This is a genomic window from Candidatus Binatus sp. (assembly GCF_036567905.1).
Classification (GTDB): Bacteria; Desulfobacterota; Binatia; order Binatales; family Binataceae; genus Binatus.
This window is the reverse complement of the sequence record NZ_DATCTO010000054.1, coordinates 33181-55047: the sequence shown is the minus strand read 5'-3', so window position 1 is coordinate 55047 and position 21867 is coordinate 33181. Positions and strand designations below refer to the sequence as shown.

General features: G+C 62.4%; 19 protein-coding genes. 17 read left to right on the top strand and 2 right to left on the bottom strand.

The features are described from left to right. Positions 1-13 precede the first annotated feature (13 nt). Genes VIO10_RS08840 through VIO10_RS08830 form a run of 3 tightly spaced genes read left to right on the top strand, consistent with a single transcriptional unit; the run spans position 14 to position 5900 of the window. Positions 14-3103: a phospholipid carrier-dependent glycosyltransferase gene (locus VIO10_RS08840; RefSeq protein WP_331962491.1), complete on the top strand. Its 3090-nt coding sequence runs from the start codon at positions 14-16 to the stop codon at positions 3101-3103. Further along, the gene (locus VIO10_RS08835) at positions 3094-3885 is read left to right on the top strand and encodes a hypothetical protein (RefSeq protein WP_331962488.1); all 792 of its coding nucleotides are present in this window, start codon (positions 3094-3096) and stop codon (positions 3883-3885) included. The genes VIO10_RS08840 and VIO10_RS08835 overlap by 10 nt, the downstream gene beginning before the upstream one ends. Next, the gene (locus tag VIO10_RS08830) at positions 3882-5900 is read left to right on the top strand and encodes a PA14 domain-containing protein (RefSeq protein ID WP_331962485.1); all 2019 of its coding nucleotides are present in this window, start codon (positions 3882-3884) and stop codon (positions 5898-5900) included. The genes VIO10_RS08835 and VIO10_RS08830 overlap by 4 nt, the downstream gene beginning before the upstream one ends. A gap of 282 nt (positions 5901-6182) precedes the next feature. On the opposite strand, the gene VIO10_RS08825 is transcribed toward VIO10_RS08830, so the two are convergent. Next, positions 6183-6875: a hypothetical protein gene (locus VIO10_RS08825; RefSeq protein WP_331962482.1), complete on the bottom strand. Its 693-nt coding sequence runs from the start codon at positions 6873-6875 to the stop codon at positions 6183-6185. A 197-nt stretch (positions 6876-7072) separates the two neighbouring features. Between VIO10_RS08825 and VIO10_RS08820 the strand changes: the two genes are divergently transcribed. The 5 genes from VIO10_RS08820 to VIO10_RS08800 all read left to right on the top strand — a co-directional run bounded on the left by VIO10_RS08820 (position 7073) and on the right by VIO10_RS08800 (position 10835). Further along, on the top strand, positions 7073-7825 hold the full coding sequence (locus VIO10_RS08820) for a YebC/PmpR family DNA-binding transcriptional regulator (protein WP_331962479.1): 753 nt from the start codon (positions 7073-7075) through the stop codon (positions 7823-7825). A gap of 32 nt (positions 7826-7857) precedes the next feature. Next, positions 7858-8403 (top strand): crossover junction endodeoxyribonuclease RuvC, encoded by a 546-nt coding sequence (gene ruvC, locus VIO10_RS08815; RefSeq protein ID WP_331962476.1) that lies wholly within the window; start codon positions 7858-7860, stop codon positions 8401-8403. Next, positions 8400-9041 carry a Holliday junction branch migration protein RuvA gene (gene ruvA / locus VIO10_RS08810; RefSeq protein ID WP_331962473.1) on the top strand — a complete coding sequence of 214 codons (642 nt, stop codon included), beginning with the start codon at positions 8400-8402 and terminating at the stop codon, positions 9039-9041. The genes ruvC and ruvA overlap by 4 nt, the downstream gene beginning before the upstream one ends. Before the next feature lie 73 nt (positions 9042-9114). After that, positions 9115-10092, top strand: a complete 978-nt coding sequence (gene ruvB, locus VIO10_RS08805) for a Holliday junction branch migration DNA helicase RuvB (RefSeq protein ID WP_349259237.1) — start codon at positions 9115-9117, stop codon at positions 10090-10092. Between the two features lie 32 nt (positions 10093-10124). Continuing rightward, positions 10125-10835 (top strand): type 1 glutamine amidotransferase, encoded by a 711-nt coding sequence (locus VIO10_RS08800; protein ID WP_331962467.1) that lies wholly within the window; start codon positions 10125-10127, stop codon positions 10833-10835. A 209-nt stretch (positions 10836-11044) separates the two neighbouring features. Here VIO10_RS08800 and VIO10_RS08795 read toward each other — a convergent pair whose 3' ends face one another. Continuing rightward, entirely contained in the window at positions 11045-12259 is a 1215-nt protein-coding gene (locus VIO10_RS08795) for an acyl-CoA dehydrogenase family protein (RefSeq protein WP_331962464.1), read from the bottom strand. A 70-nt stretch (positions 12260-12329) separates the two neighbouring features. On the opposite strand from VIO10_RS08795, the gene VIO10_RS16220 reads away from it, so the two are divergent. The 9 genes from VIO10_RS16220 to sucC all read left to right on the top strand — a co-directional run bounded on the left by VIO10_RS16220 (position 12330) and on the right by sucC (position 21865). After that, positions 12330-12503 carry an antitoxin gene (locus VIO10_RS16220; protein ID WP_414645323.1) on the top strand — a complete coding sequence of 58 codons (174 nt, stop codon included), beginning with the start codon at positions 12330-12332 and terminating at the stop codon, positions 12501-12503. A 147-nt stretch (positions 12504-12650) separates the two neighbouring features. Then, positions 12651-13898, top strand: a complete 1248-nt coding sequence (gene icd / locus VIO10_RS08790; RefSeq protein WP_331962461.1) for an NADP-dependent isocitrate dehydrogenase — start codon at positions 12651-12653, stop codon at positions 13896-13898. 147 nt (positions 13899-14045) lie between these two features. Then, a complete protein-coding gene (locus VIO10_RS08785; RefSeq protein WP_331962458.1) occupies positions 14046-14951 on the top strand; it encodes an ABC transporter ATP-binding protein in 906 nt (301 codons plus the stop codon). Continuing rightward, positions 14944-16218: an ABC transporter permease gene (locus VIO10_RS08780; RefSeq protein ID WP_331962455.1), complete on the top strand. Its 1275-nt coding sequence runs from the start codon at positions 14944-14946 to the stop codon at positions 16216-16218. The genes VIO10_RS08785 and VIO10_RS08780 overlap by 8 nt, the downstream gene beginning before the upstream one ends. 235 nt (positions 16219-16453) lie before the next feature. Continuing rightward, complete coding sequence (gene mdh / locus VIO10_RS08775) at positions 16454-17404, top strand: malate dehydrogenase (RefSeq protein ID WP_331962452.1); 951 nt, start codon at positions 16454-16456, stop codon at positions 17402-17404. 17 nt (positions 17405-17421) lie between these two features. Beyond that, positions 17422-18084, top strand: a complete 663-nt coding sequence (locus VIO10_RS08770) for a succinate dehydrogenase (protein WP_331962449.1) — start codon at positions 17422-17424, stop codon at positions 18082-18084. A gap of 11 nt (positions 18085-18095) precedes the next feature. After that, positions 18096-19838, top strand: a complete 1743-nt coding sequence (gene sdhA, locus VIO10_RS08765) for a succinate dehydrogenase flavoprotein subunit (protein WP_331962446.1) — start codon at positions 18096-18098, stop codon at positions 19836-19838. Between the two features lie 19 nt (positions 19839-19857). Continuing rightward, the gene (gene sdhB, locus VIO10_RS08760; RefSeq protein ID WP_331962443.1) at positions 19858-20607 is read left to right on the top strand and encodes a succinate dehydrogenase iron-sulfur subunit; all 750 of its coding nucleotides are present in this window, start codon (positions 19858-19860) and stop codon (positions 20605-20607) included. A gap of 94 nt (positions 20608-20701) precedes the next feature. After that, positions 20702-21865 carry an ADP-forming succinate--CoA ligase subunit beta gene (sucC, locus tag VIO10_RS08755; RefSeq protein WP_331962440.1) on the top strand — a complete coding sequence of 388 codons (1164 nt, stop codon included), beginning with the start codon at positions 20702-20704 and terminating at the stop codon, positions 21863-21865. Positions 21866-21867: the final 2 nt, after the last annotated feature.

Genomic DNA, 21867 nt, shown 5'->3' with positions numbered 1-21867 from the left:
GCGGGCGCCATTTTTGCGGTGGGCCGCTGCCGCGTTGTCGGTATTTTCGATCGCGGCGGCATCGGCTCCCCAAGCGTCCAGCGGAAAATTGCCGGGATTCATTGCCGGCGCGATTCTGATCGCGCTGGTCGCCTACGCGCTGATCGACTACCTCCGCCCCCTTATCGGCGATCGCGACTCCGGGCTTACCGCCGCGCTGCTCGTGCTCGGCGCCTTGGCCGCCGTGAAGCTCGCGGTGATGCCGTTCTTTCCCGGCTTCGGCCCCGACGTTGGCGATTACCAGGCGTGGGCGGGCCAAATCGCGACCTTCGGTCCCGCGCATACCTATCAAGCGGGATTCTTCCTCGACTATCCGCCCGGCTATCTGTACGCGCTGTGGTTCGTGGGGATCATTGGGCATGCGGTGGGCGCGTCGGGAGATTTTTACCGAGTCATAATCGAGAGTCCCGCGATCGTCGCCGACTTCGCGCTCGCGCTTGTGATGTATGCGTTCGTGCGCCGTGGCAGCCGGCCCGCGATGGCTTTGATCGCGATGCTGATGGTCGCGCTGAATCCGCCGCTGCTGTTCGACACCGTCGTCTGGGGTCAAAGCGATTCGGTGATGACGTTCGTCATGCTGCTCAGCATCGCGGCGATTCTCGGCCGGCAATACGAGATCGCATGGGGACTCGCCGCGATCGCGGTGCTGGTCAAGCCGCAGGGATTGATGATGCTTCCGGTGCTCGGCGTCTGGACGCTGCTCGAGGCCGACTTCGCGACCTGGATCAGGTCGGGAGTCGCGCTGATTGCGGTCGCGATCATCGGCATCGCGCCGTTCCAAATCGGCCATGACTGGAACTGGATTATCAAGCTCTACACTTCCACCGCGGCCTACTACCACGAGACTTCAGTCAACGCATTCAACCTGATGGCGCTGATCGGCGGGCTTCGCCAGTCGGATTCGGGGACTTTTGCGGGAGTATCTTACTTTGTGCTCGGGATGAGCCTGCTGGTGCCGCTCTACGGATTCATCGCGTGGATCTTGTGGCGCGGCCGCACGCCCACGCGCCTGCTGTTCGCCTCGTTCATCGCGATTTTTGGATTCTTCATGGTTGCGCCCAGGATGCACGAGCGGTACCTCTACCCCGCGGTCGTGCTTGCGGTGCCGTTGGCTCTGGAAGCGCCCGAGATGCTTGCAGTCTTCGTAATTGTCTCGCTCACCGGCTTGATCAATTTGGCCTACGTCCTGCACACGCTTAACACCGTGGTGTTTCTCGACGCGCGCGATGGGCTCGCGATGACGACCTCGGCGCTCAACGTGGTCGCGCTTGCGATGGCCGTTTACTACGGAGCAACGCGGCTGCAAGGCGCAAGCGGTGCGACCGATGCCATCGCTGCGTTCTTCGGCAGATTCGCCATGCCCCGGCAGGTCGAGGATTACGTTGAAGAACCGGCCGCCGCGCCCCCGTGGATCGCGGCCGATACGATCATCATCTCGGCGCTGTTGATCGTCGCCGCAATTACGCGCTTCTGGCACCTTGGGCATCCCGCCGAGATCGTTTTCGATGAGGTCCATTTCGTCGCGCAGGGACGCCATTATTTGCACGGCGAGTCCTTCCTCGATCCTCATCCGCCGCTGGCCAAGCTCATAATCGCCGCAGGCATCCTCATTTTTGGCGATCATCCGTGGAGTTGGCGGGTCGGCAACGCGACGCTGGGCACGGCAATCGTGGGCATCACCTACCTGCTCGGGCGCCGGATGTCGGGCTCGCGGCTGGTCGGCGCCATCGCGGGCGCGATCATCGTTTGCGACGGGATGTATCTGGTTGACTCGCACTACGCCGTCATCGACATCGTCTATCTCACCTTTGCGGCACTGGCGTACCTGCTCTTTTTCAGATTCGCGCAAACGCCCGATCCGCGCGCGCGCCGGCGCATCCTGCCGTGGATTGGTCTGGCGCTGGGCCTGTGCCTGGCAAGCAAATTCTACATCCCGGCGATAACCTTCCTGCTGGTGACGGGATTTATTCTCTATGTGCTCGCCAAGGAGCGTCCCAAGGCCGCGCCGGTTGCCGCGCCGGTCGGATCCAAGGCGAGCAAAAACCCGCCGCCGACGCCGCTCGCAATCGACCTCTTCGATCCGACCGGGTTAGTCTTCGCCGCGCTGATCTGCATTGTCCTGGGCTTGGTGATGTTTCTGTTCGGCGAAAGCTTCGCGCACATTCTGCTGATTGTTTTCGCAGTGTTGGCAATCCGCGTTGCCGAGATTTTCTGGCGCAGCCGCTCGTCATCGGCGCCCGGCGCGTTGCGGATGCCCTCGCTGGCGAGCCTCCTCGAACCGATGAGCGTTGGCGCAGTCGCGCTCGTTGGATCGGTCGCCGCGATTGCATACCTGGCGGTGTTCTTCCCGCATTACTGGCTCGGCTGGTGGGGCGGCATCGCGGATCTGTTCAAGTACTACAGCGACATCGTCTGGTACGAGAATAGCGTCGCCTCCGCCACCCATCCGTACGCGTCGCCGTGGTGGAGCTGGCCGCTGATGCTGCGCCCGATCGCGTACTGGCAGAACTTCCCCAAGACCGGTGACGTGCAAACCGTCTGGGGCGGAGGAAATCCTCTCCTATGGTGGGGTGCGCTGACTGCGATCACGATCACCGCCGTGCAGGCGCTCGAGCGCCCCAACCTGACCCGCTCCTTCCTCGTCATCGGCTATCTCAGCTATCTCTTGATCTGGGCCTGGATCGGCCGCACGCTCTTCCTCTACCACTACATGGCGTCGGTTTACTTCGGATACCTCGCGCTGGCGATTTTGCTCGCCGAATGTTTCAAGGAGCGCGCCGAGCCGTGGGAGCATCTCGCGCTGCTGCTGACGATGACGCCGGTGTTTTTCCTCGGGATGCCGCCGACATGGGGATGGATCACTTTCATCGCCGTATTCGTCGCGTACGGCTTTTTCCTGCTGCAGACTCGGTGCGCGGGCCGATACGTTGCCGGCGTGTTCCTGATCGCCGCGCTGATTCTGTTCGTGTACTACTTTCCGATTTGGGTCGGCATGCCGATCAGCCGCAGCGGATACTACGCGCGGATGTGGCTGCAAGGGCCGGGGCTGCGCAGTTGGATATGATCGCTTACCTGCATTCGTATCGAGGCCGCCGCGCGATTTTGCTCTGCGCAGTTTTTCTTGGCGCCACGCTTGCCGCCGCCCTATCCGCACCGCGCCGCGCGGTTGCCGCCGATCAGAGAAACCTGCTGATCAACGGCGACTTCGCCAAGGGCTCCGAGGATCAGCCCGATTTGTGGCGCACCGAGGCCTGGATCAACAAACCCGACGCGTTCCAGGCCCATTGGCATTCGTACCCCGACAAGCCCTGCGAGCTGGAGGTCGATAACCTTCAGGCTAACGACGGGCGCTGGATGCAGTCGCTGACGGTGCAACCGGGATGGTATCAGCTCAGCGTCGATCTCCGCACCGAAAATGTCGGCGCCAAGCAAAGCGGCGCGTCGATTTCAGTCATGGAAGACGGCATCATGTCGCCCGACATCCACGGCACCACCGACTGGCAGCGCGTGACGCTGTACCTCAAGGTCGGCGGACACGGCGCGGACATCGAGGTAGCGCTGCGCGTCGGCGGCTTCGGCAGCCTCAACACCGGCAAGGCGTTCTTCAGAAATGCGTCGCTGGTCCGGATTGACGCGCCTCCCCCCAGCGCGACTCCCACTTACGACTTGCTGGCGATTCGGCAACAGGGGGCTCCGGCGCCGATCGGCTCGCCAATCTCGCTGGTGTTCACGTTGGTGGCGCTGGCGGCGCTCGCATGGGCGGGTTGGCGCATATTCGGCGACGACGACTTTCGCATCTTCAACTCATTTCGCGCCGCCATGTCCGGGCGCTCGAACAAGCGATGAAGTGGGCCGCCGCGAACTCGCCTGGCGCGATCGCTCCGGAGGATCGCATCCGGCAAATCGAGACTGCGGTCTTCCTGATCCCCTTCATCACCTACGCCTACTTCTATCAGGGCGCCGACCAGAGCGTCGCCTGCCGCTTCGACCTGATGCGCTCGATGGTCGAGAAAGGCGTCCTGTGGATTAACGATTTTTGCGGCTTCAACACCGCCGACATCATCACCTTCCACGGCCATATTTATTCGGTTAAGGCGCCCGGCACTTCCTACACCGCATTGATTCCGTGGCTGGTTTTCCGAATCGCGCTGCTGCCTCTGAGCGCGGCTCACGAGCCGCTGTACTGGGCCTTTGTCACTTACCTGACCACCGTGTTTACCACCGGGCTGCTGATCTCGGCGCTGTGCGTCGTCATGTTTCGCTTTGCGCGATTCATCGGCGCGTCGGAGGGCCGCGCGGCCGGCGTCGCGCTGATTCTCGGCCTTGCGACGATCGCATTTCCGTACGCGACCGAGCTCACCGGCGAACCCGTCGCCGCTGCATGCGTCTTCACCGCGTTCTATCTGCTGGCGACTTTCTATTCCCGCCCGTCGCGCGCGCGCGCGATTGCGGCCGGCTTTCTGGCGGGATGGGCGGTGCTCAACGATTACCCGGTCTTCCTGGTCGCCGCGGCGATCGGAATCTACGCCCTGTTCAAACTGTCCGATTGGAAATATCTGGCGGCGTTCTCCGCCGGCGCCGCGATCACCGTCGCGATCATGCTCGCTTTCAACTGGGGCGCCTTCGGAAATCCGTTCTTCTTCAGTTACCAGGCGTTCAAGCTCGCGCCCGCCGAAAATCATCAATTCCCCGAGCAAGCGGTCGGATTCGTCGGCCTGACCTATCCGAAGCTCCGCATTCTCTGGAACGTGCTGGTCGATCCGCAGCGCGGATTGTTTTTCTGCAACCCGGTGCTGTTGCTGTCGATTGTCGGCGTCGGCTACTTCGCGCGGCTGAAGCGATGGCGCGCCGAATTCATCGTCACGGTTTATTCGTTCGTGGTGCTGTTCCTGTTCAACGCCTCGTACGGCCAATCGATCATATCGTGGGGAGGCGGCACCGCGACCGGCCCGCGGCAAATCGTCGCCTCGGTTCCCTTCATGGTCCTCGCGCTCGCTTTTCTCCCCGCCGCCTGCGACTACCTGCTCGGCGCGATCGGCGCGCTGTCGGCCGTGATCATGCTGATGGCGACGGCGACCAATCCGCACTTTCCCTACGAATACGACAATCCGGTGCGCGACTTCGCGCTTCAGCAATTCATGCGCGGCGACTTCGCCACCAACCGCGACGCATTCTTCGGCGGCGGCATGGTCGTCGGCGACTCCGTCGCCTTCAACCTCGGCAAACTCATCGGACTGTCCGCCCCGTTTCAGCTCTGGCCGCTGGCCGCGTTTTGGATCTTCGGCTCGTTCGATCTGTCGCAGTCGCTGGGGCTATGGGGAATTGGCGCGTCGCGCCGCCTGACGCAAATCGCCGCGGCGGTGGGCATCGCGGCCGTGTTCCTGCTCTCGATGAATCAGCGGGTCATGCAGGGGTTCCTGGATAGCGGCCGCCACGGATTACTGGGCAGGTACTACGTCGGCGAGCAATGCGGCCAGACCGCGCCGCACATTGTGCGCGTCGATCGGCAACTGGACTTCGATGACATTGCCCAGATGGGCGCGATGCCGTTTCCGTCGTGCGACATCTGGCGAGGCGAGCTGATCGCGCCCAAGACCGGCGACTACGAGTTTATGATCGAGGTTGACGATTCGGGATGGGTCACGGTGGACGGCATGCAGGTGATTCACGATCCCGGCTTGGTAAACAAGGGTCACGACGCCGGCCGTATCCAGCTTACCGAGGGGCCGCATCGGATTGAGGTGGGCGAGCGAAATATGGCCGGCGGCTCCTACCTGCACCTGTATTGGAGAATCCCCGGCGCGCCGGACTCCGAGATCGTGCCCGCCGATGCGCTCATCCCCGACCGCCCCCGCACCTAGCGCAACCAGCGCTAGTTTTGCGCGGGAATCAATCGTGCGCGCCGACTCCGGCCGGGATGACACAAAAGAGGACACGAAAAAAACAACGCCCGCGATCTGCCGTCTCTCCTCCCCCTTACCCTTCTAACAGGGCAAAGCCCGCATCCTCTCTTACCGTCGGGTGCAGGGGTCACCCCTGCCGAAGGAAGTGTGAAACCCACCGCGGGTTTCACATTCAATCAAGTTCTCCCGTCGAACACTCCGGGGTCGCTCGAAAATGTCACGCCCGCGCGAAGCTTGGGCTCAATTCGGCGGAGGCGCAGGCAGAACTGGATTCATCCCGCCGAGCGAAAACCCCCGCATCGACGCTGGCACATTGGGTTGCGCGGCGGCTTTATCGATCGAGGACGGGGGCCTCGGTTGACTCCGCACCGTCTCCGGCGCTGACGATCTGGCCCGGGCTTGTGACGCAGCCGGTTGCGGCGGCGCGTTTGGCTTGGCGAACTCCGGGCGATGGGTCTTCTTCGCCGCGACCAATACCTCGCGGAGCAGATCCGATTCCTGGATTCCATGCGATACGCAATCTACGTCGGTGGCCTGATGCAACGGGACCTTGACCGACGAATTGAACGTGGCGCGCACCTTGACGATGCTCGCTTCCGGACCCCGTGGCCGCACCAGGAAGTTGTACACCGACGACGAGTTCGCCTCCGGCTCGGCCGTGTAAGTGCCGACCAGGCTCTTTATCTTTCCGCAATCGGCGTCGTGCAGCGTGAAGCGCGGACCGACCGCCTCGATGATCCCGTTGGTCATGTCCTGCGCCTGCACGTGGAACGCGTTTTGGCTGATGACCGCGTTGACCGCATCCCACGCGAGATCGTACGGCAGCGGGATCACCACTTCCTGCTGTTCGTCCGGCGGCGGCTGTGTAACCGGCGGATAGAAGCATCCGGCAGCAAACAGCGCCGCAATCGCGCCCAAAATCGAAACTCTCACCCCAAACCTTGCCCCATTCATCGGCTCGCTCGCCCCAGCATGATAACAGAAGCGGGCTCTAGTGCGTCCAAGTTTTCCACACTCGCCGGTGGCGGCGCTATCGCCTCCGCGCCATTCCCCCTTGGACGAATCTTTATGATAATCTCGGCTTCGCCGGGACCCGCCCGCCAAGGCGGCCCCGCTCGAGGGTATTTGTCATGTCGGGTCATTCGAAATGGAGTTCGATCAAGCATAAGAAGGCGATTACCGATTCCAAGCGCGGCCGCGCCTTCACCAAGCTGATCAAGGAAATCACGATCGCGGCGCGACTCGGCGGCGGCGACCTTAATTCCAATCCGCGCTTGCGCACCGCCGTGACGCTGGCCAAGAAGCAATCGATGCCCAACGACAACATCGATCGCGCGATCAAGAAGGGCACCGGCGAAATCGCCGGCGCGTCGCTCGAGGAAATCACCTACGAAGGCTACGGCCCCGGCGGCGTCGCGATAATGGTTGACGTGCTCTCGGACAATCGCAATCGCACCGTCGCCGAGTTGCGCTTCATCTTCTCCCGGCGCGCCGGCAACCTGGGCGAGGCGGGATGCGTCGGCTGGATGTTCAAGAAGCGCGGCCTGATCGGAATCGAAAAATCCGCCATCGACGAGGACAAGCTGCTCGAACTCGCGCTCGACGCCGGCGCCGACGACGTGACCAGCGACGGCGATACCTTCCAGGTCCTCACTTCGCCCGACAAATTGAACGCCGTGCGCGACGCGCTGGAAAAGGCCGGGCTTGCGATCGCGCATTCGGAACAAACACGGATTCCCGAAAATACGGTCGCGGTTTCCGGCCATGCGGCCGAGCAGGTGCTCAAGCTGATGGAAGAACTCGAGGATCACGATGACGTGCAGAACGTCGCCGCGAACTTCGACATCAGCGACCAAGAGATGGCGCAGTTCTCGGCGGCCTAGCGGCGCGCGGGTTCTGCTGCGGAGGTGGGGGTATGCGGATACTCGGGGTGGATCCCGGGAGTGCGGTATGCGGTTACGGCGTCGTCGAAGGTCCCGGCGCACGCTTCGTCACCGCCGGTACGATCCGATGCGCGTCGCTCGCACCGGGACCCGGGCGCTTGCGCCGCATCCACGAAAATCTTCTCGCCATCATCGACGAGTTCTCTCCCCAGGCGCTGAGCCTCGAGCGTCATTTCGTCGCTGCCAATGTGCAAAGCGCGTTTCGCCTCGGCGAGGCGCGCGCGATGGCGATGCTCGCGGCGGCGGAGCGCGGCCTCGCCATGTTCGAATATCCGCCCAACGAGGTTAAGCTCTGCGTCGCCGGTCACGGACACGCCGACAAGGCGCAGGTCAAATACATGGTGCGCAAGACGCTGAATCTCGACCCGTCGATCGATCTCGCCGACGACGCCGCCGACGCGCTCGCGCTGGCGCTTTGCCATCTTGGCCGCGGACGCGTCCCCAACCTGGTCGAGGCGATCGAGCGCATTCGCCCGCCCGCGCCGCGCCGAAGCAGGCCCCGGATGGCGCCGCAATGATCGCGTCGCTGACGGGCGCGCTGGCGGTTCGCGATGCGGGCCGGATCGTCGTCGAGACCGGCGGCGTCGGCTACGAAGTGCTGATTCCGCTGAGCACCTACTACCGATTGCCGCAACTCGGCGACCGGGTCGCGCTCGAGATACGCCAGGTCGTGCGCGAGGATGCGCTCACGCTTTACGGATTCTCCAGCGCCACCGAGAAACGCGCCTTCGACCTGCTGATGAGCGTGCAGCACGTCGGCCCGAAACTCGCCCTGGCGATCCTGTCGGTCCTTGCGCCCGAAGAACTGGTCGCCGCAATCGGCAAGGGCGACGTGGACAGAATCGACGCGGTGCCCGGCGTCGGTCCCAAGGTCGCGGAGCGGGTCGTGCGCGAACTGCGCGACAAAGTCGCCGCCTTGAAGATGGCGGCGCCGTCAACCAGCGCGCCCGACGGCTATATCCGGCCCGCGCCGGATGGAAACGGAAGACCGGCCGGCGCGGCCGATGAAGCAGTTTCAGTGCTGGTGAACCTCGGCATGAAGCCGGTTGAAGCCAAACGCACGGTTGACGCGGTGCTCGCCGCGGACGCCGGCGCGGCGGACAATCTGGAAGTTTTGATTCGCAAATCGCTGGCGGTGCTGTTTGGCGAAAAATAAGCCTCGCGAAGATGCCGGCGCGGAAAAGAGCGCGCCGCCTCCAACCGATGGCCGTGCCGCGCCGCGCCCGGCCATCGACGAGGATCGCAAGCTCGACTTGGCGCTGCGCCCGCGCGAGCTCTCTGAGTTCGTCGGACAGGAGCGCACCAAAAAAATCCTGGGGATGTCGATCAAGGCGGCGCGCGGACGCGACGAGGCCATGGACCACGTTCTGCTGTCGGGGCCGCCCGGACTGGGCAAGACCTCGCTCGCGCACATCATCGCGCGCGAGATGGTCGTGAACGTCCGCGTCACCTCGGGGCCCGCGCTCGAACGCCAGGCTGATCTGGCGGGGATCCTCACCAATCTCGAAAAGGGCGACGTGCTTTTCATCGATGAAATCCACCGCCTGCAAAAACCGGTCGAGGAGCGGCTGTACTCGGCGATGGAGGATTTCGACTTTCATATGATGGTCGGCGAGGGGATGGGCGCGCACACGATGAAGCTCTCGGTCAATCCATTCACTCTGGTGGGCGCGACCACCCGATCGGGCTTGCTGAGTTCGCCGTTGCGCGACAGATTCGGCCAGCATTTTCACCTCGACTTTTACGATCACGCTGAACTGGGCGAGATAGTGCGCCGCTCCGCCGACTTGCTGAAGATGGCGATCGACGACAATGGAGCCACCGAAATAGCCTCGCGCTCGCGCGGCACACCCCGCATCGCCAACCGCCTGCTGCGCCGCGTGCGCGACTTCGCGCAGGTCAACGAGGCGCCGGTCGTGACCCGCGAAATCGCGCTGGCCGCGCTCGACCTGCTCGAAATCGACACCGCCGGCTTCGACAAGATGGACCGCGCGATTCTCGGCGCGATAATCGACAAGTTCGACGGCGGACCGGTTGGCGTCGAGAGTCTTGCCGCCGCGGTCGGCGAGGAATCCGACACCATCGAGGAAGTTTACGAGCCCTACCTGCTGCAGGAGGGATTCCTGGCGCGCACTTCGCGCGGCCGCGTCGCGACCCAGCGCGCCTATGCGCATCTCGGCCGCGTCCGCCGTGGCACTATGCTCTAGCGATTGTTTCGATCGCGTCGGAGATTCATTCGATGGCGAAGATTTATGTTTTGCAGCATCACCCAGTCGAGAATCTCGGCGCCATAGCCGACGCGCTCGAAGGCGCCGCGCTCGCCTGGCAATACGTGCGCGTTTACGACGGCCAGCCAGTGCCCGCGAGCATGAAGGGCGCCGGCGGCCTGATCGTCATGGGCGGTCCGATGGGTGTCGATCAGACTGACCGGCATCCGTGGCTGCGCGACGAGATGCGCCTGGTCGAAGACGCGATGAAATCGAATCTGCCGGTGCTCGGCGTATGCCTGGGCGCGCAGATTATTGCGGCCGCGCTCGGCGCGAAGGTCGATCGCAACCCCAACGGCAAGGAAATCGGATGGCATCCGATCCGGCTCAGCGATTTTGCCAAACACGATCGTCTGATGCGCGATTTGCCCGAGACGATGACGCCGTTTCATTGGCATGGCGACAGCTTCGATCTGCCGCCGGGTGCGGTCTTGCTCGCATCGTCGGAGAAAACCCCGTGCCAGGCGTTTCGTCACGGCGACAAGGCGTACGGCTTCCAGTTTCATTTCGAGCTGACGCGCGACGGAGTCGCGGCGATGGCCGATGCGTTCGCGAAGGAATTAGTCCGCGAGAATATCGCAGCCGCTCCAATGATCGCTCAGGCCGCCGAGTTCACGGCGTCGCTGGAAAAGATTTCCGACACCGTCTTTTCGCGCTGGGCCTCCCCAATCCAGGGCACCTGACAAGCGATCTGGGTTCCTTCGCTGCGCTCAGGATGATACAAAAAGCGCGCCCGCGGTTCTTCCATTGCGTAGTCGCGAAAAGATGCGCTGCGCAGATTTTCGCGTCTTCTCACTGCGGTGCAGGGCTCAGCCCTGCCCAAGGAAGTGTGAAACCCACGGTGGGTTTCACATAAAATCAAGTGCTTCGATTTTAGTTTCGCACCCCTGCGTCAGCCCTTGGGCAGCTTGAGCACCCGCTCGCCAATGATGTTGTGCTGAATCTCGCTCGAGCCCGCCGCGATCGTCAGCCCGCGCGCCGCCAGCGTCCGATGCATCCAGCGGCCGCCCTCGACCGCGCCGAGGCTGCCGCCTTCGACGTTGGCGAACGCGCCAAGCATCTCATCGGCGAACATCGCGACTCTCAAGTTCAGCTCGGTGGCGAAAAGTTTGCCGAATGAGCTCTCCACCCCGGGCACCTTGCCCTTGAGCTGCGCCGACAGCGAGCGGTAGCGCGACAGGCGCAGGCATCGCGCCTCGCTCGCGAACTGCGCGAGTTTCTGCCGCACGTACGGATGCTTCCACGCGGGGCCGCCCTGGAAATCCACTTTCTTCGCGAGCTCGAGCAGCTCGCCGATCGTGCGTTCCACCGGATGCCGCGTGCCGCCGGAAACTCGTTCGTACATGAGCGTCGCGATCGACACCTGCCATCCCGCGTTCAGCTCGCCGACCAGGTTTTCCTTGGGCACGCGCACGTTGTCGTAAAAGACCTCGTTGAATCCGGCGTCGCCCGTGATCTGAACCAGCGGACGCACCGTGATCCCGGGGCTATGCATATCGACCAGCAGGTACGAAATCCCTTTGTGCTTGGGCGCCGCGGGGTCGCTGCGCACCAGCAGCACCTGCCAGTCCGCGCGATGCGCCAGACTGGTCCATACTTTCTGCCCGTTGATGACGAAGGTGTCGCCGTCGAGCACCGCGCGCGTCTGCAGGGCCGCGAGATCGGAGCCCGCGTTGGGTTCGGAATAACCCTGGCACCAGATTTCCTCGCCGGTCAGCATCTTGAGCAGGTAGCGTTTTTTCTGCTGCTCGGTGCCCAGATGCATGATGGTCGGGCCGATTCGATCGATCGCGAGCTGATTGGCGCCGTACAGCGGCAGCGCGAGCCCCAAGACTTCGTCCTGGTAGATGGCCTGATCGATCATGCTCGCGCCGCCTCCGCCCCATTCCTTGGGCCAGTGCAGCGCTACGTAGCCGGCCTGGTAGAGCCGGCGATGGTAGTCGAGCAGTTGATTCCATCGCCCGTCGTCGCGAACGTCGAGCAGGCTGGCAGTCGAGCCGCCGAGACCCTCGCCCGTGCGCCCGAAGGCTTCGGCGGAGTTCTTTTCAAGCCAGCGCCGCAATTCGGCGCGAAATTTTTCCTGTTCCGGCGTGTAGGTGAAATCCATCGGATGCTCCGCTTGATTGGTCCGCGGGCGGCCTCGTCGATAGTCGAACTCATATGGTAAATATCAGACGATGCCAAAGCGTGAAACCGCGAAGGTGTTCAAGATCGGCCGCAGTCAGGCGGTTCGGATTCCAAAGCAGTTCAGGTTCTCCGCCGATGAAGTTCTCATCGAGCCCGATGGAGACAGCGTAATCCTGACACCGCGCCCGCGTCAGCGAAGGGCGCTCGGCAGTGTGTCCGTCTAATACATCGCCGGGGCAATTATTAGGCTATGGCATCGCAAACTTTTTGATGTATGATTGGCGGATAACTCTGAGCGCTGCGCGCCGCGGTGATAGTGCGGATCGCGTTCGCGCTCAATCAATCAACCAGAGAGGCGAAGCGAGACACCGATGGCATATCAGCACATCAAAGTTCCGAGCAACGGCGAAAAGATTACTCTTGGCGCCAATCACATCCTGAAAGTTCCTGACCGCCCGATCATTCCGTTTATCGAAGGCGACGGCACCGGCCCCGACATCTGGCGCGCATCGCAGTACGTTTTCGACAATGCGGTGAAGAAAATCTACGGCGGCAAGCGCCAGATCGCGTGGATGGAGGTGTTCGCGGGCGATAAGCCGTTCAAGAATTGGAAGACCTGGCTGCCCGACGAAACCGTCGAGGCATTCCGCGAATTCCTGGTCGGCATCAAGGGCCCGCTGACAACTCCGATCGGCGGCGGCATCCGCTCGCTCAACGTGGCGCTGCGCCAGATGCTCGATCTCTACGTATGCCTGCGCCCGGTGCGCTACTTCGCGGGCGTGCCCAGTCCGGTCAAGCATCCTGAGAAACTCGACGTCGTAATCTTCCGCGAGAACACCGAAGACATCTACGCGGGAATCGAATGGCCGGCGGAGTCGCCCGAGGCAAAAAAGGTCATCAAATTCTTGCTCGAGGAAATGGGCGTCAAGAATATGCGCTTCCCCAATACCTCGGGAATCGGAATCAAATGCATTTCGCGCGAGGGTTCCGAGCGCCTGATTCGCGCCGCGCTTGATTACGCGATTAGCCACAAGCGCAAGAGCGTGACCTTCGTCCACAAGGGCAACATCATGAAGTACACCGAGGGCGCGTTCCGCGATTGGGGCTACGAACTCGTAAAACGCGAATACAAAGGCAAGGCCGTTGGATGGGACGATTGCAACGGCAAGCCGCCGGCCGGCCAAATGCTGGTCAAGGATGCAATCGCGGATATCACCCTCCAACAGGTGCTGACGCGTCCCGATGAATTCGACGTCGTCGCCACGATGAACTTGAACGGCGACTTTCTGTCCGATGCGCTTGCGGCGCAGGTCGGCGGGCTCGGAATCGCTCCCGGCGCGAACATCAACTACCTGACCGGCCATGCGATCTTCGAAGCGACCCATGGCACCGCGCCCAAGTACGCCGACCAGGACAAAGTCAATCCGGGCTCGGTTATCCTGTCGGGCGTGATGATGTTCGAGCACCTGGGATGGCAGGAAGTTGCCGACGGGATCGTTCGCGGCCTTGAGAAGACCATCGGCAAGAAAGAGGTGACCTACGACTTCGAGCGACTGACCACCGGCGCGAAGCTGCTCAAGTGCTCGGAGTTCGGCAAGGCGATCGTGGATAATATGTAACTTCTGAATTGCCTCTTTCTTATTCCCTCGCCCGTTTTCGGCAGAGGGTCTAAGTGGAGTGAGAGCGAATCCTTGATGGGGCTGTCGCGCGCGATGCGTGACAGCCCCGTTCTCTTTTGCCCCGCTCCGGCGTAATCATTTCACTCAGTGCCGCCGACCGTCGAACTGCTGCGAGTCCGAAAGTCGTACGGCGGCTTTACAGCCGTTGACGATCTCTCGTTCGAAATTCCGCCAGCGCATATTTTCGGCCTGCTCGGACCCAACGGCGCCGGCAAGACCAGCACCATCCGCATGATGATCGGTATCACCGCTCCCGATTCCGGCTGCGTGCGGCTCTTTGGCGAACCACTGCGCCGCCGCGCGCTGCGCCGGGTCGGTTATCTGCCCGAGGAGCGCGGCTTGTACCGCCGGATGACCGTCGGCGGCAACCTGGTTTTTCTCGGACGGCTTGCGGGGCTGTCGGTCGCCACCTCGAGGGAACGAATCGATGCGTGGGCGCGGCGGCTCGGGATTGCGGACTGGATCGATCGCCGGGTCGAGGAGTTGTCGAAGGGGATGCAGCAGAAGATCCAGTTCATCGCGGCGCTGTTGCACGATCCCGGCTTGATCGTCATGGATGAGCCGTTCGCCGGCCTCGATCCGCTCAACACGATGCAGCTCAAAGATGTGCTGGTCGGGCTTCGCGCGGCGGGAAAGTCGATCCTGTTCTCGACCCATCGGATGGACCAAGTGGAAAAGCTGTGCGACTCGATCTGCCTGATCGATCGCGGCAAGTCGGTGCTGCAAGGGAGCCTGAGCGCGATCAAAGCCGGTAACGGACGGCGCTTCGTGCAAATCGACTATGAAGGCGATGGCGGATGCCTGGCCGGCAATCCGCTCATCGATTCGTTGAATGACTACGGCAATCACGCCGAAATCCGCCTCAGGCCGGGCGCCGACCCGCAACAACTGCTGCAGACTGCGATGCGCGGGTTGCGCGTGATCCGATTCCAGGTGATGGACCCGTCGCTGGAACAGATCTTCATCGATCGAATAGCCGGCAGAGATGACTGAGTTCTCGATTCACAAAGTCTGGATCGTCGCGCAACGGGAATACCTCGAGCGGGTCAGGACCCGCTCGTTTATCTTCTCGACCTTGGCGACTCCGCTGCTGATGGGAGTATTTCTGATCCTGCCCGCGCTGATCAGCGCATCGACGGCGCCCGGTATGGCGCGTGACAGCGAGCGCCCGGCGCGAGTCGTGATCGCATCCGATAATCGCGCGCTGGCCGAACTTGCCAGCGGCGAGTTGATGCGCCAGCGGGGGACGCCCTACCAGGCCTCGGTCGTTTCTTCCGCGTCGCCGGCCGAGCACCAGCTACTCGACAAGCGGCTCGACGCGGGCGGCATCGAAGGCTACGTGTGGCTCGACGGCGCGGCGCGCGCTTCCCGTCACGTCGTGTTCGCGACCGATCGCACGGACGACTTCATTCTTCAGCGCCGGCTCGGCGACGCGCTGTCGTACGCGTTCGCCGCGGATCGCATGGTGAAGCAGGGCAGCAGCGCCGGCGACGTGGCCGCGACGCTGCAGCCCGTCGATCTCACGGCGGTCCGCGCGGGCAAGCCGTCCTCGATGTACAACGCGGTGCGCGGCGCCGCAGTCGTGTTGATTCTCATGTTCGTGATGCTGTTTTCGCTGCTGTCCTACGGCGTGATAGTGATGCGATCGGTCATGGAAGAAAAGACTGCGCGCATTACCGAAGTCTTGCTGTGCGCGGCGAGCGCGCAGGAACTCATGACCGGCAAGATTCTCGGCGCCGGCAGCGTCGGCCTGACGCAGATCGGGGTATGGTTCACGATCGCGGCGTTCAGTGCGTCGCGAAGCCTGTACTTCCGCGCCGCGATGACGGCGCTCGACGTGGGCCCGTCGCTGATCGTCTATTTCGTCGTCTTCTACATATTGGGTTACCTGCTGTACAGCGCGATCTTCGCCGGCGTCGGCGCGATCTTCAATTCGATCGACGAAGCGCAGCAGTGGAACTTCGTGATCATCTTGCCGCTGATCGCTGCGTCGGCGATGATTCTGCCGGTGGCGACGGCGTCGGATTCGCCGGCCTCGGTGGTGGTTTCGCTGTTTCCGTTCTGTTCGCCGATCCTGATGTTCGAGCGCCTTGCTGTCAACAATCCGCCGCTATGGCAGCTCGCGCTGTCATTGCTGTTGCTGGTCGCGACGATTGGCGCGGCGATGTTCATCAGCGGGCGAATCTACCGGACCGGTATTCTGATGTACGGCAAGCGCCCCACGATTCGTGAGCTCTCGCGATGGCTCCGCCACGCTTGAGTATGCCGGGGCGGGCATCCCGCCCGTGGCGTCACGGATAGCCCAATCCGATTGCTTCACAACGTCATCAAACGCTGCTATCTATCGGGCGTTTGGGCGGCGCATTCGGGCGCCGCGCGCGACGCGCCGACCGCTCCGGTTCGGTTGGCGCATCCACTTAAGTCTTGCTCATTAGCAAATACACGAATATAAGGTAGGCTTCAGAAAACGAACGACCGGAAGTTAGGAGCAAACCATGGCTCGCAAAAAAATTGCGTTCATCGGGGCGGGTAATGTCGGCGCGACTTGCGCCCATCTATGCTTCCTGCGCGGACTCGGCGACATCGTGCTCTACGACATCATCGACGGACTGCCGCAGGGTAAGGCGCTGGACATGCTCGAATCGGCGCCGGTGCTCGGCATCGACGCCAACGTCACTGGCGGCATCGACATCAAGCTCATAGAGGGCGCCGATTGCTGCGTCGTCACGTCGGGCTCGCCGCGCAAGCCCGGCATGAGCCGTGACGACCTGCTCAAGATAAACGCCGCGGTGATGACCGACGTCGGCGCCGCAATCAAGAAACACGCGCCCGGCGCCTTCGTGATCGCGGTGACCAATCCGCTCGACGCGATGGTTACCCAGCTCAAGCGCGTGACCGGTTTCGCCAAAGCTCGGATCGTCGGGCAGGCGGGCGTGCTTGACTCGGCGCGCTACCGCACCTTTCTGGCGTCGGAGCTGGGCGTGTCGGTGGAAAGCGTTTCCGCGATGGTGCTCGGCGGGCATGGCGACGACATGGTGCCGATTCGCAGCTACACGACGGTCGGCGGCCAGCCGGTCGAACGCCTGGTCGGGGCGAAGCGGCTGGAAGAAATTGAGAAGCGCACGCGCGGCGGTGGCGGCGAGATCGTCCAGTTGATGAAGACTTCGTCGTATTACGCCGCAGGAGCCGCGGCTTACAAGATGGTCGAGGCGTACATGCTCGATCGCAAACAAGTGCTGCCGTGCGCCGCGTTTCTTGACGGCGAATACGGGGTGAAGGGACTCTTTGCGGGAGTTCCGGTCGTGATCGGCGCGGGCGGTGTCGAGCGCGTTGTGGAAATCCAGTTGAGTGCCGCCGAAAAGGCAGCCTTCGACAGTTCGGTGGCACACGTGCGCGAACTGGTCGAGGCAATGGACAAAGTAATCGCGGCCGGAAAACAGGGCTAGCGATTCGGGAAAGGCTTATGGCAGAAGCAGAGGCAGTTGCAGCGCCGGCGATTACGGCGGGGATGACGGCAGACGAGCGCCACTGGCTGCTGCGCAGGTTGCACTCGCTGTCGGGAATCATTCCGATCGGCGGATTTTTATTTTTCCACTTCTTCGAAAACGCCTTCGTCCTGAAGGGCGGCGCGATGTGGTGGAAGGAAACCGAGTTCACGCGCAATATTCCGTTTCAGATCGCGGTCGAAGCGTTGGTCCTGTGGATTCCGATTCTCTACCATGCGATTTACGGATTGGTCATCACGGCCACCGCGCAGCCCAACGACTACCCATACGAGCGCAACTACCAGTACACGTTACAGCGCATCACCGGGATACTCGCGTTCCTGTTCATCGGCTTTCACGTCCTCTCGACGCGCGGGGTTTTCTACGCCACCGGCGTCGAGACGGATTACCTGCGGATGCATAACTTCATGATGAATCCGCTGATTCTGACGGCCTACCTGGTCGGGACGCTGGCGTGCGTCTATCACCTGACCAACGGCATTTTCACGTTCACGATCACGTGGGGAATTGCGGTCGGTCCCAGGGCGCAAACGCTGGTGAATCGCGCGTGCGTTGCGCTGTTCATCATCATGGCGATCGTCGGCGTTTCAATTTTGCTCGCATTTCGCGCACCCGCCTGAGGAGAAAACCAATGCCAGGGCATCACATAATCGTAGGCGGCGGGCTGGCAGGTTTGACCGCGGCAATGAAACTCGCGGAGCAGGGCGAGCAAGTCGATCTCTTCTCCATCGTCCCGGTCAAGCGTTCGCATTCGGTATGCGCGCAGGGCGGAATCAACGGCGCGGTCAATACCAAAGGCGAGGGCGACTCGCCGATGATTCACTTTGACGATACGATTTACGGCGGCGACTTTTTGGCCCATCAGCCGCCCGTCAAGGCGATGTGCGAGGCCGCGCCGGCCATCATCTACCTGTTCGATCGGATGGGCGTAATGTTCAATCGCACGCCCGAAGGCCTGCTCGACTTCCGCCGCTTCGGCGGCACCAAGCATCATCGCACCGCATTCGCGGGCGCCACCACCGGGCAGCAGCTGCTGTACGCATTGGACGAGCAGGTCCGCCGCTACGAGGCGGCAGGCCTGGTGCGCAAGTTCGAAGGCTGGGAGATGCTGAGCATCGTGCAGGACGAGTCGGGAAACTGCCGTGGGATCGTTGCGATCGACACGCGCTCGCTCGAGATGCGCGCGTTTCCCGCCGACACCACGCTCGTCGCAACCGGCGGCCCGGGCTTGGTCTACGGCCGCTCGACGCAGTCGCTGGTGTGTACGGGATCGGCGGTCAGCGCGTGTTACCAGGCGGGCTCGACCTACGCCAACGGCGAGTTCGTCCAAGTGCATCCCACCGCAATGCAGGGTGAGGACAAGTATCGTCTCATCTCGGAGTCGATTCGTGGAGAGGGTGGACGGGTGTGGACCTATCGCGACGGCAAGCCGTGGTACTTCCTTGAAGACATGTACCCGGCGTACGGCAACCTGGTGCCGCGCGACATCGCGACCCGCGCGATTCACAAGGTCGTGTTCGAGATGAAGCTCGGGGTTGACGGCAATCCGCTGGTTTATCTCGACGTGAGCCATCTCGATCCCGAGGAACTCAATCGCAAGGTCGCGGGCGTGCTCGAAATCTACCAGAAGTTTTCCGGCCAGGATCCGCGCAAGGTTCCGATGAAGATTTTCCCGGCGATGCACTACTCGATGGGCGGTCTGTGGGTTGATTACCATCAGCAGACCAACATCCCGGGGCTGTTCGCGGCGGGCGAGTGCGACTTTCAATATCACGGCGCCAACCGGCTCGGCGCGAACTCGCTGCTGTCGTGCATCCACGGCGGCAACATTTGCGAGCCGGCGATGATCGGCTATGCCAAGGCGCACAAGAGCGCCGCCAGTTCGCAGATTTACGATCAGGAGCTGAAGCGTCAGCGCGAATCATTCGACAACATTTTCAAGATGAGCGGTCCGGAGAACGCGTTTGCGGTGTGGCGCGAACTCGGCGACATCATGACGGAGAACGTCACCGTCGTGCGCTATAATGACAAGCTCAAAGCGACCGACAACAAGCTGCTCGAGTTCAAGGATCGATGGGGCCGAATCGGGCTCAACGACAAGGGCAAGTGGGCGAACCAGGAAGTGTTGTTCGTCCGCCAGCTATGGAACATGCTCGAGATCGCGCGGCCGATTACGCTCGGCGCACTCAATCGCAATGAATCGCGCGGAGCGCACTACAAGCCCGATTTTCCCGAACGCGACGACGCGAATTTCATGAAGACCACCATGGCGGCGTGGTCGTCCGACGGCCCGCGTTTCAGTTGGGAGCCGGTTGACGTGAGTCTCATCAAGCCGCGGCCGCGGCGCTACGACATCGAGAAATCCGCCGCGTAGTCCCAGCAGGAGCATCCCAGTGCCAGAACAGACGCAAGTTTTGAGAATCAAGCGCCAGGAAACGCCGAACTCCGAGCCCTATTACGAGGAGTTCGAGGTGCCGTATTTGCCCCATCACAACGTCGTCTCGATGCTGATGGAGATTCGGCGCAATCCGGTCAATCGTAAGGGCAAGCGAGTCGCGCCAGTCGTCTTCAACGCCAACTGTCTGGAGGAAGTTTGCGGCGCGTGCACGATGGTGATCAACGGGCGCGTCCGCCAGGCGTGCTCGCAGCTCGCCAACGGGCTTCACGGGCCGGCGACGGTCGAGCCGATGACGAAGTTCCCGGTGGTCCGCGATCTATGGGTCGATCGATCCAAAATGTTCGACTACCTGAAGAAGGCGCGCGCGTGGATTCCGATCGACGGGACTTACGACCTGGGCCCGGGCCCGCGAGTCGCGCCCGACGTGCAGCAGTTCGCCTACCTGTTCTCGCGATGCATGACTTGCGGATGCTGCCTCGAGGCGTGCCCGCAGATCAACTCGCATTCGAAGTTCATGGGCGCGTCCGTGATCGGGCAGGTCTATCTGATGAGCCAGCATCCAACCGGCAAGATGAACCTCGACGAGCGGCTCGACGCGATGATGGCGGAGGGCGGAGTGGCTGACTGCGGCAACGCGCAGAACTGCGTCGAGGTTTGCCCCAAGGATATTCCGCTCACGACCGCAATCGCCGCGATCGGCCGCCAGACGACGATCAAATGGCTCCGCGACCTCTTTATGAAATGACGCTGCCGCCGCGCTAATGTAATCGTGAGCGAGCGGGCCGAGTCGAAGGATCGCCGATCCCTATCCAAAACGAGGGTGATGCCTGGGTAACTGAATGAACATCCACGAATATCAAGCCAAGCAGGTTCTGGCGCGCTTCGGCGCTCCCGTTCCCAAGGGGCAGTTCGCGACCACGCCTGACGAGGCTGCTGCTGCATTCACGGCGCTGGGCAAGCCAAAAGCTGTGGTCAAGGCGCAGATCCACGCGGGCGGCCGCGGCAAGGCCGGCGGCGTCAAACTGCTGACGGTTGCCTCGGAGGTGCGAGATTTCGCAGCCCGGCTGCTGGGCAAGCCGCTGGTGACTCATCAGACGGGCCCCGAAGGCCGGGTGGTGCGCCGCGTTTACGTCGAGGAAGCAAGCGACATCGCTCGCGAGCTTTACCTTGGGATGCTCGTCGATAGAAAGGCGGGAACGGTTTCCGTGATCGCGAGCACCGAGGGCGGCATGGATATCGAGGAAGTCGCCGCCAAGACGCCGGAGAAAATCCTCACCGAGCCGATCAATCCCATCCTGGGTTTGGCCGGGTTTCAGGCGCGCAAAATCGCATTCGCGCTCGGCCTCAAGGACAAGCAAGTCGGCCAGTTCGCGGCCCTGCTCGCGTCGCTCTATCGGGCGTTTATCGAAACTGACGCGTCGCTTATCGAGATCAATCCGCTGGTGGTGACCACCGACGGCCGCGTCATTTGCCTCGACGCGAAGATGTCATTCGATGACAACGGCTTGTTCCGCCATCCGGACATCCGCGAGCTTCGCGACGCCAACGAGGAAGATCCCGCCGAGACCGAGGCGGCGAAGTATGACCTCAGCTACGTGCATCTCGACGGCAACATCGGATGCATGGTCAATGGCGCGGGTCTCGCGATGGCTACAATGGACATCGTCAAGATTTACGGCGCCGAGCCGGCCAACTTCCTCGACGTTGGCGGCGGCGCCAGCACCGAGAAGGTCGCCGCCGCATTTCGCATCCTGCTCGCGGACAAGCGCGTCAAAGGCGTGCTGATCAATATCTTCGGCGGCATCATGCGATGCGACGTGTTGGCGCAGGGCGTCGTCGAGGCGGCTAGGCAGGTGAAACTGAACGTGCCGTTGGTGGTCAGGATGGAAGGCACCAACGTCGTCGAAGGCAAGAAGATCCTTGCCGACTCCGGGATCAAGGTGGTCAGCGCCAGCGACATGGCCGACGCCGCCCGGCGCATCGTAAAAGAAATCGGAGCCTAGAA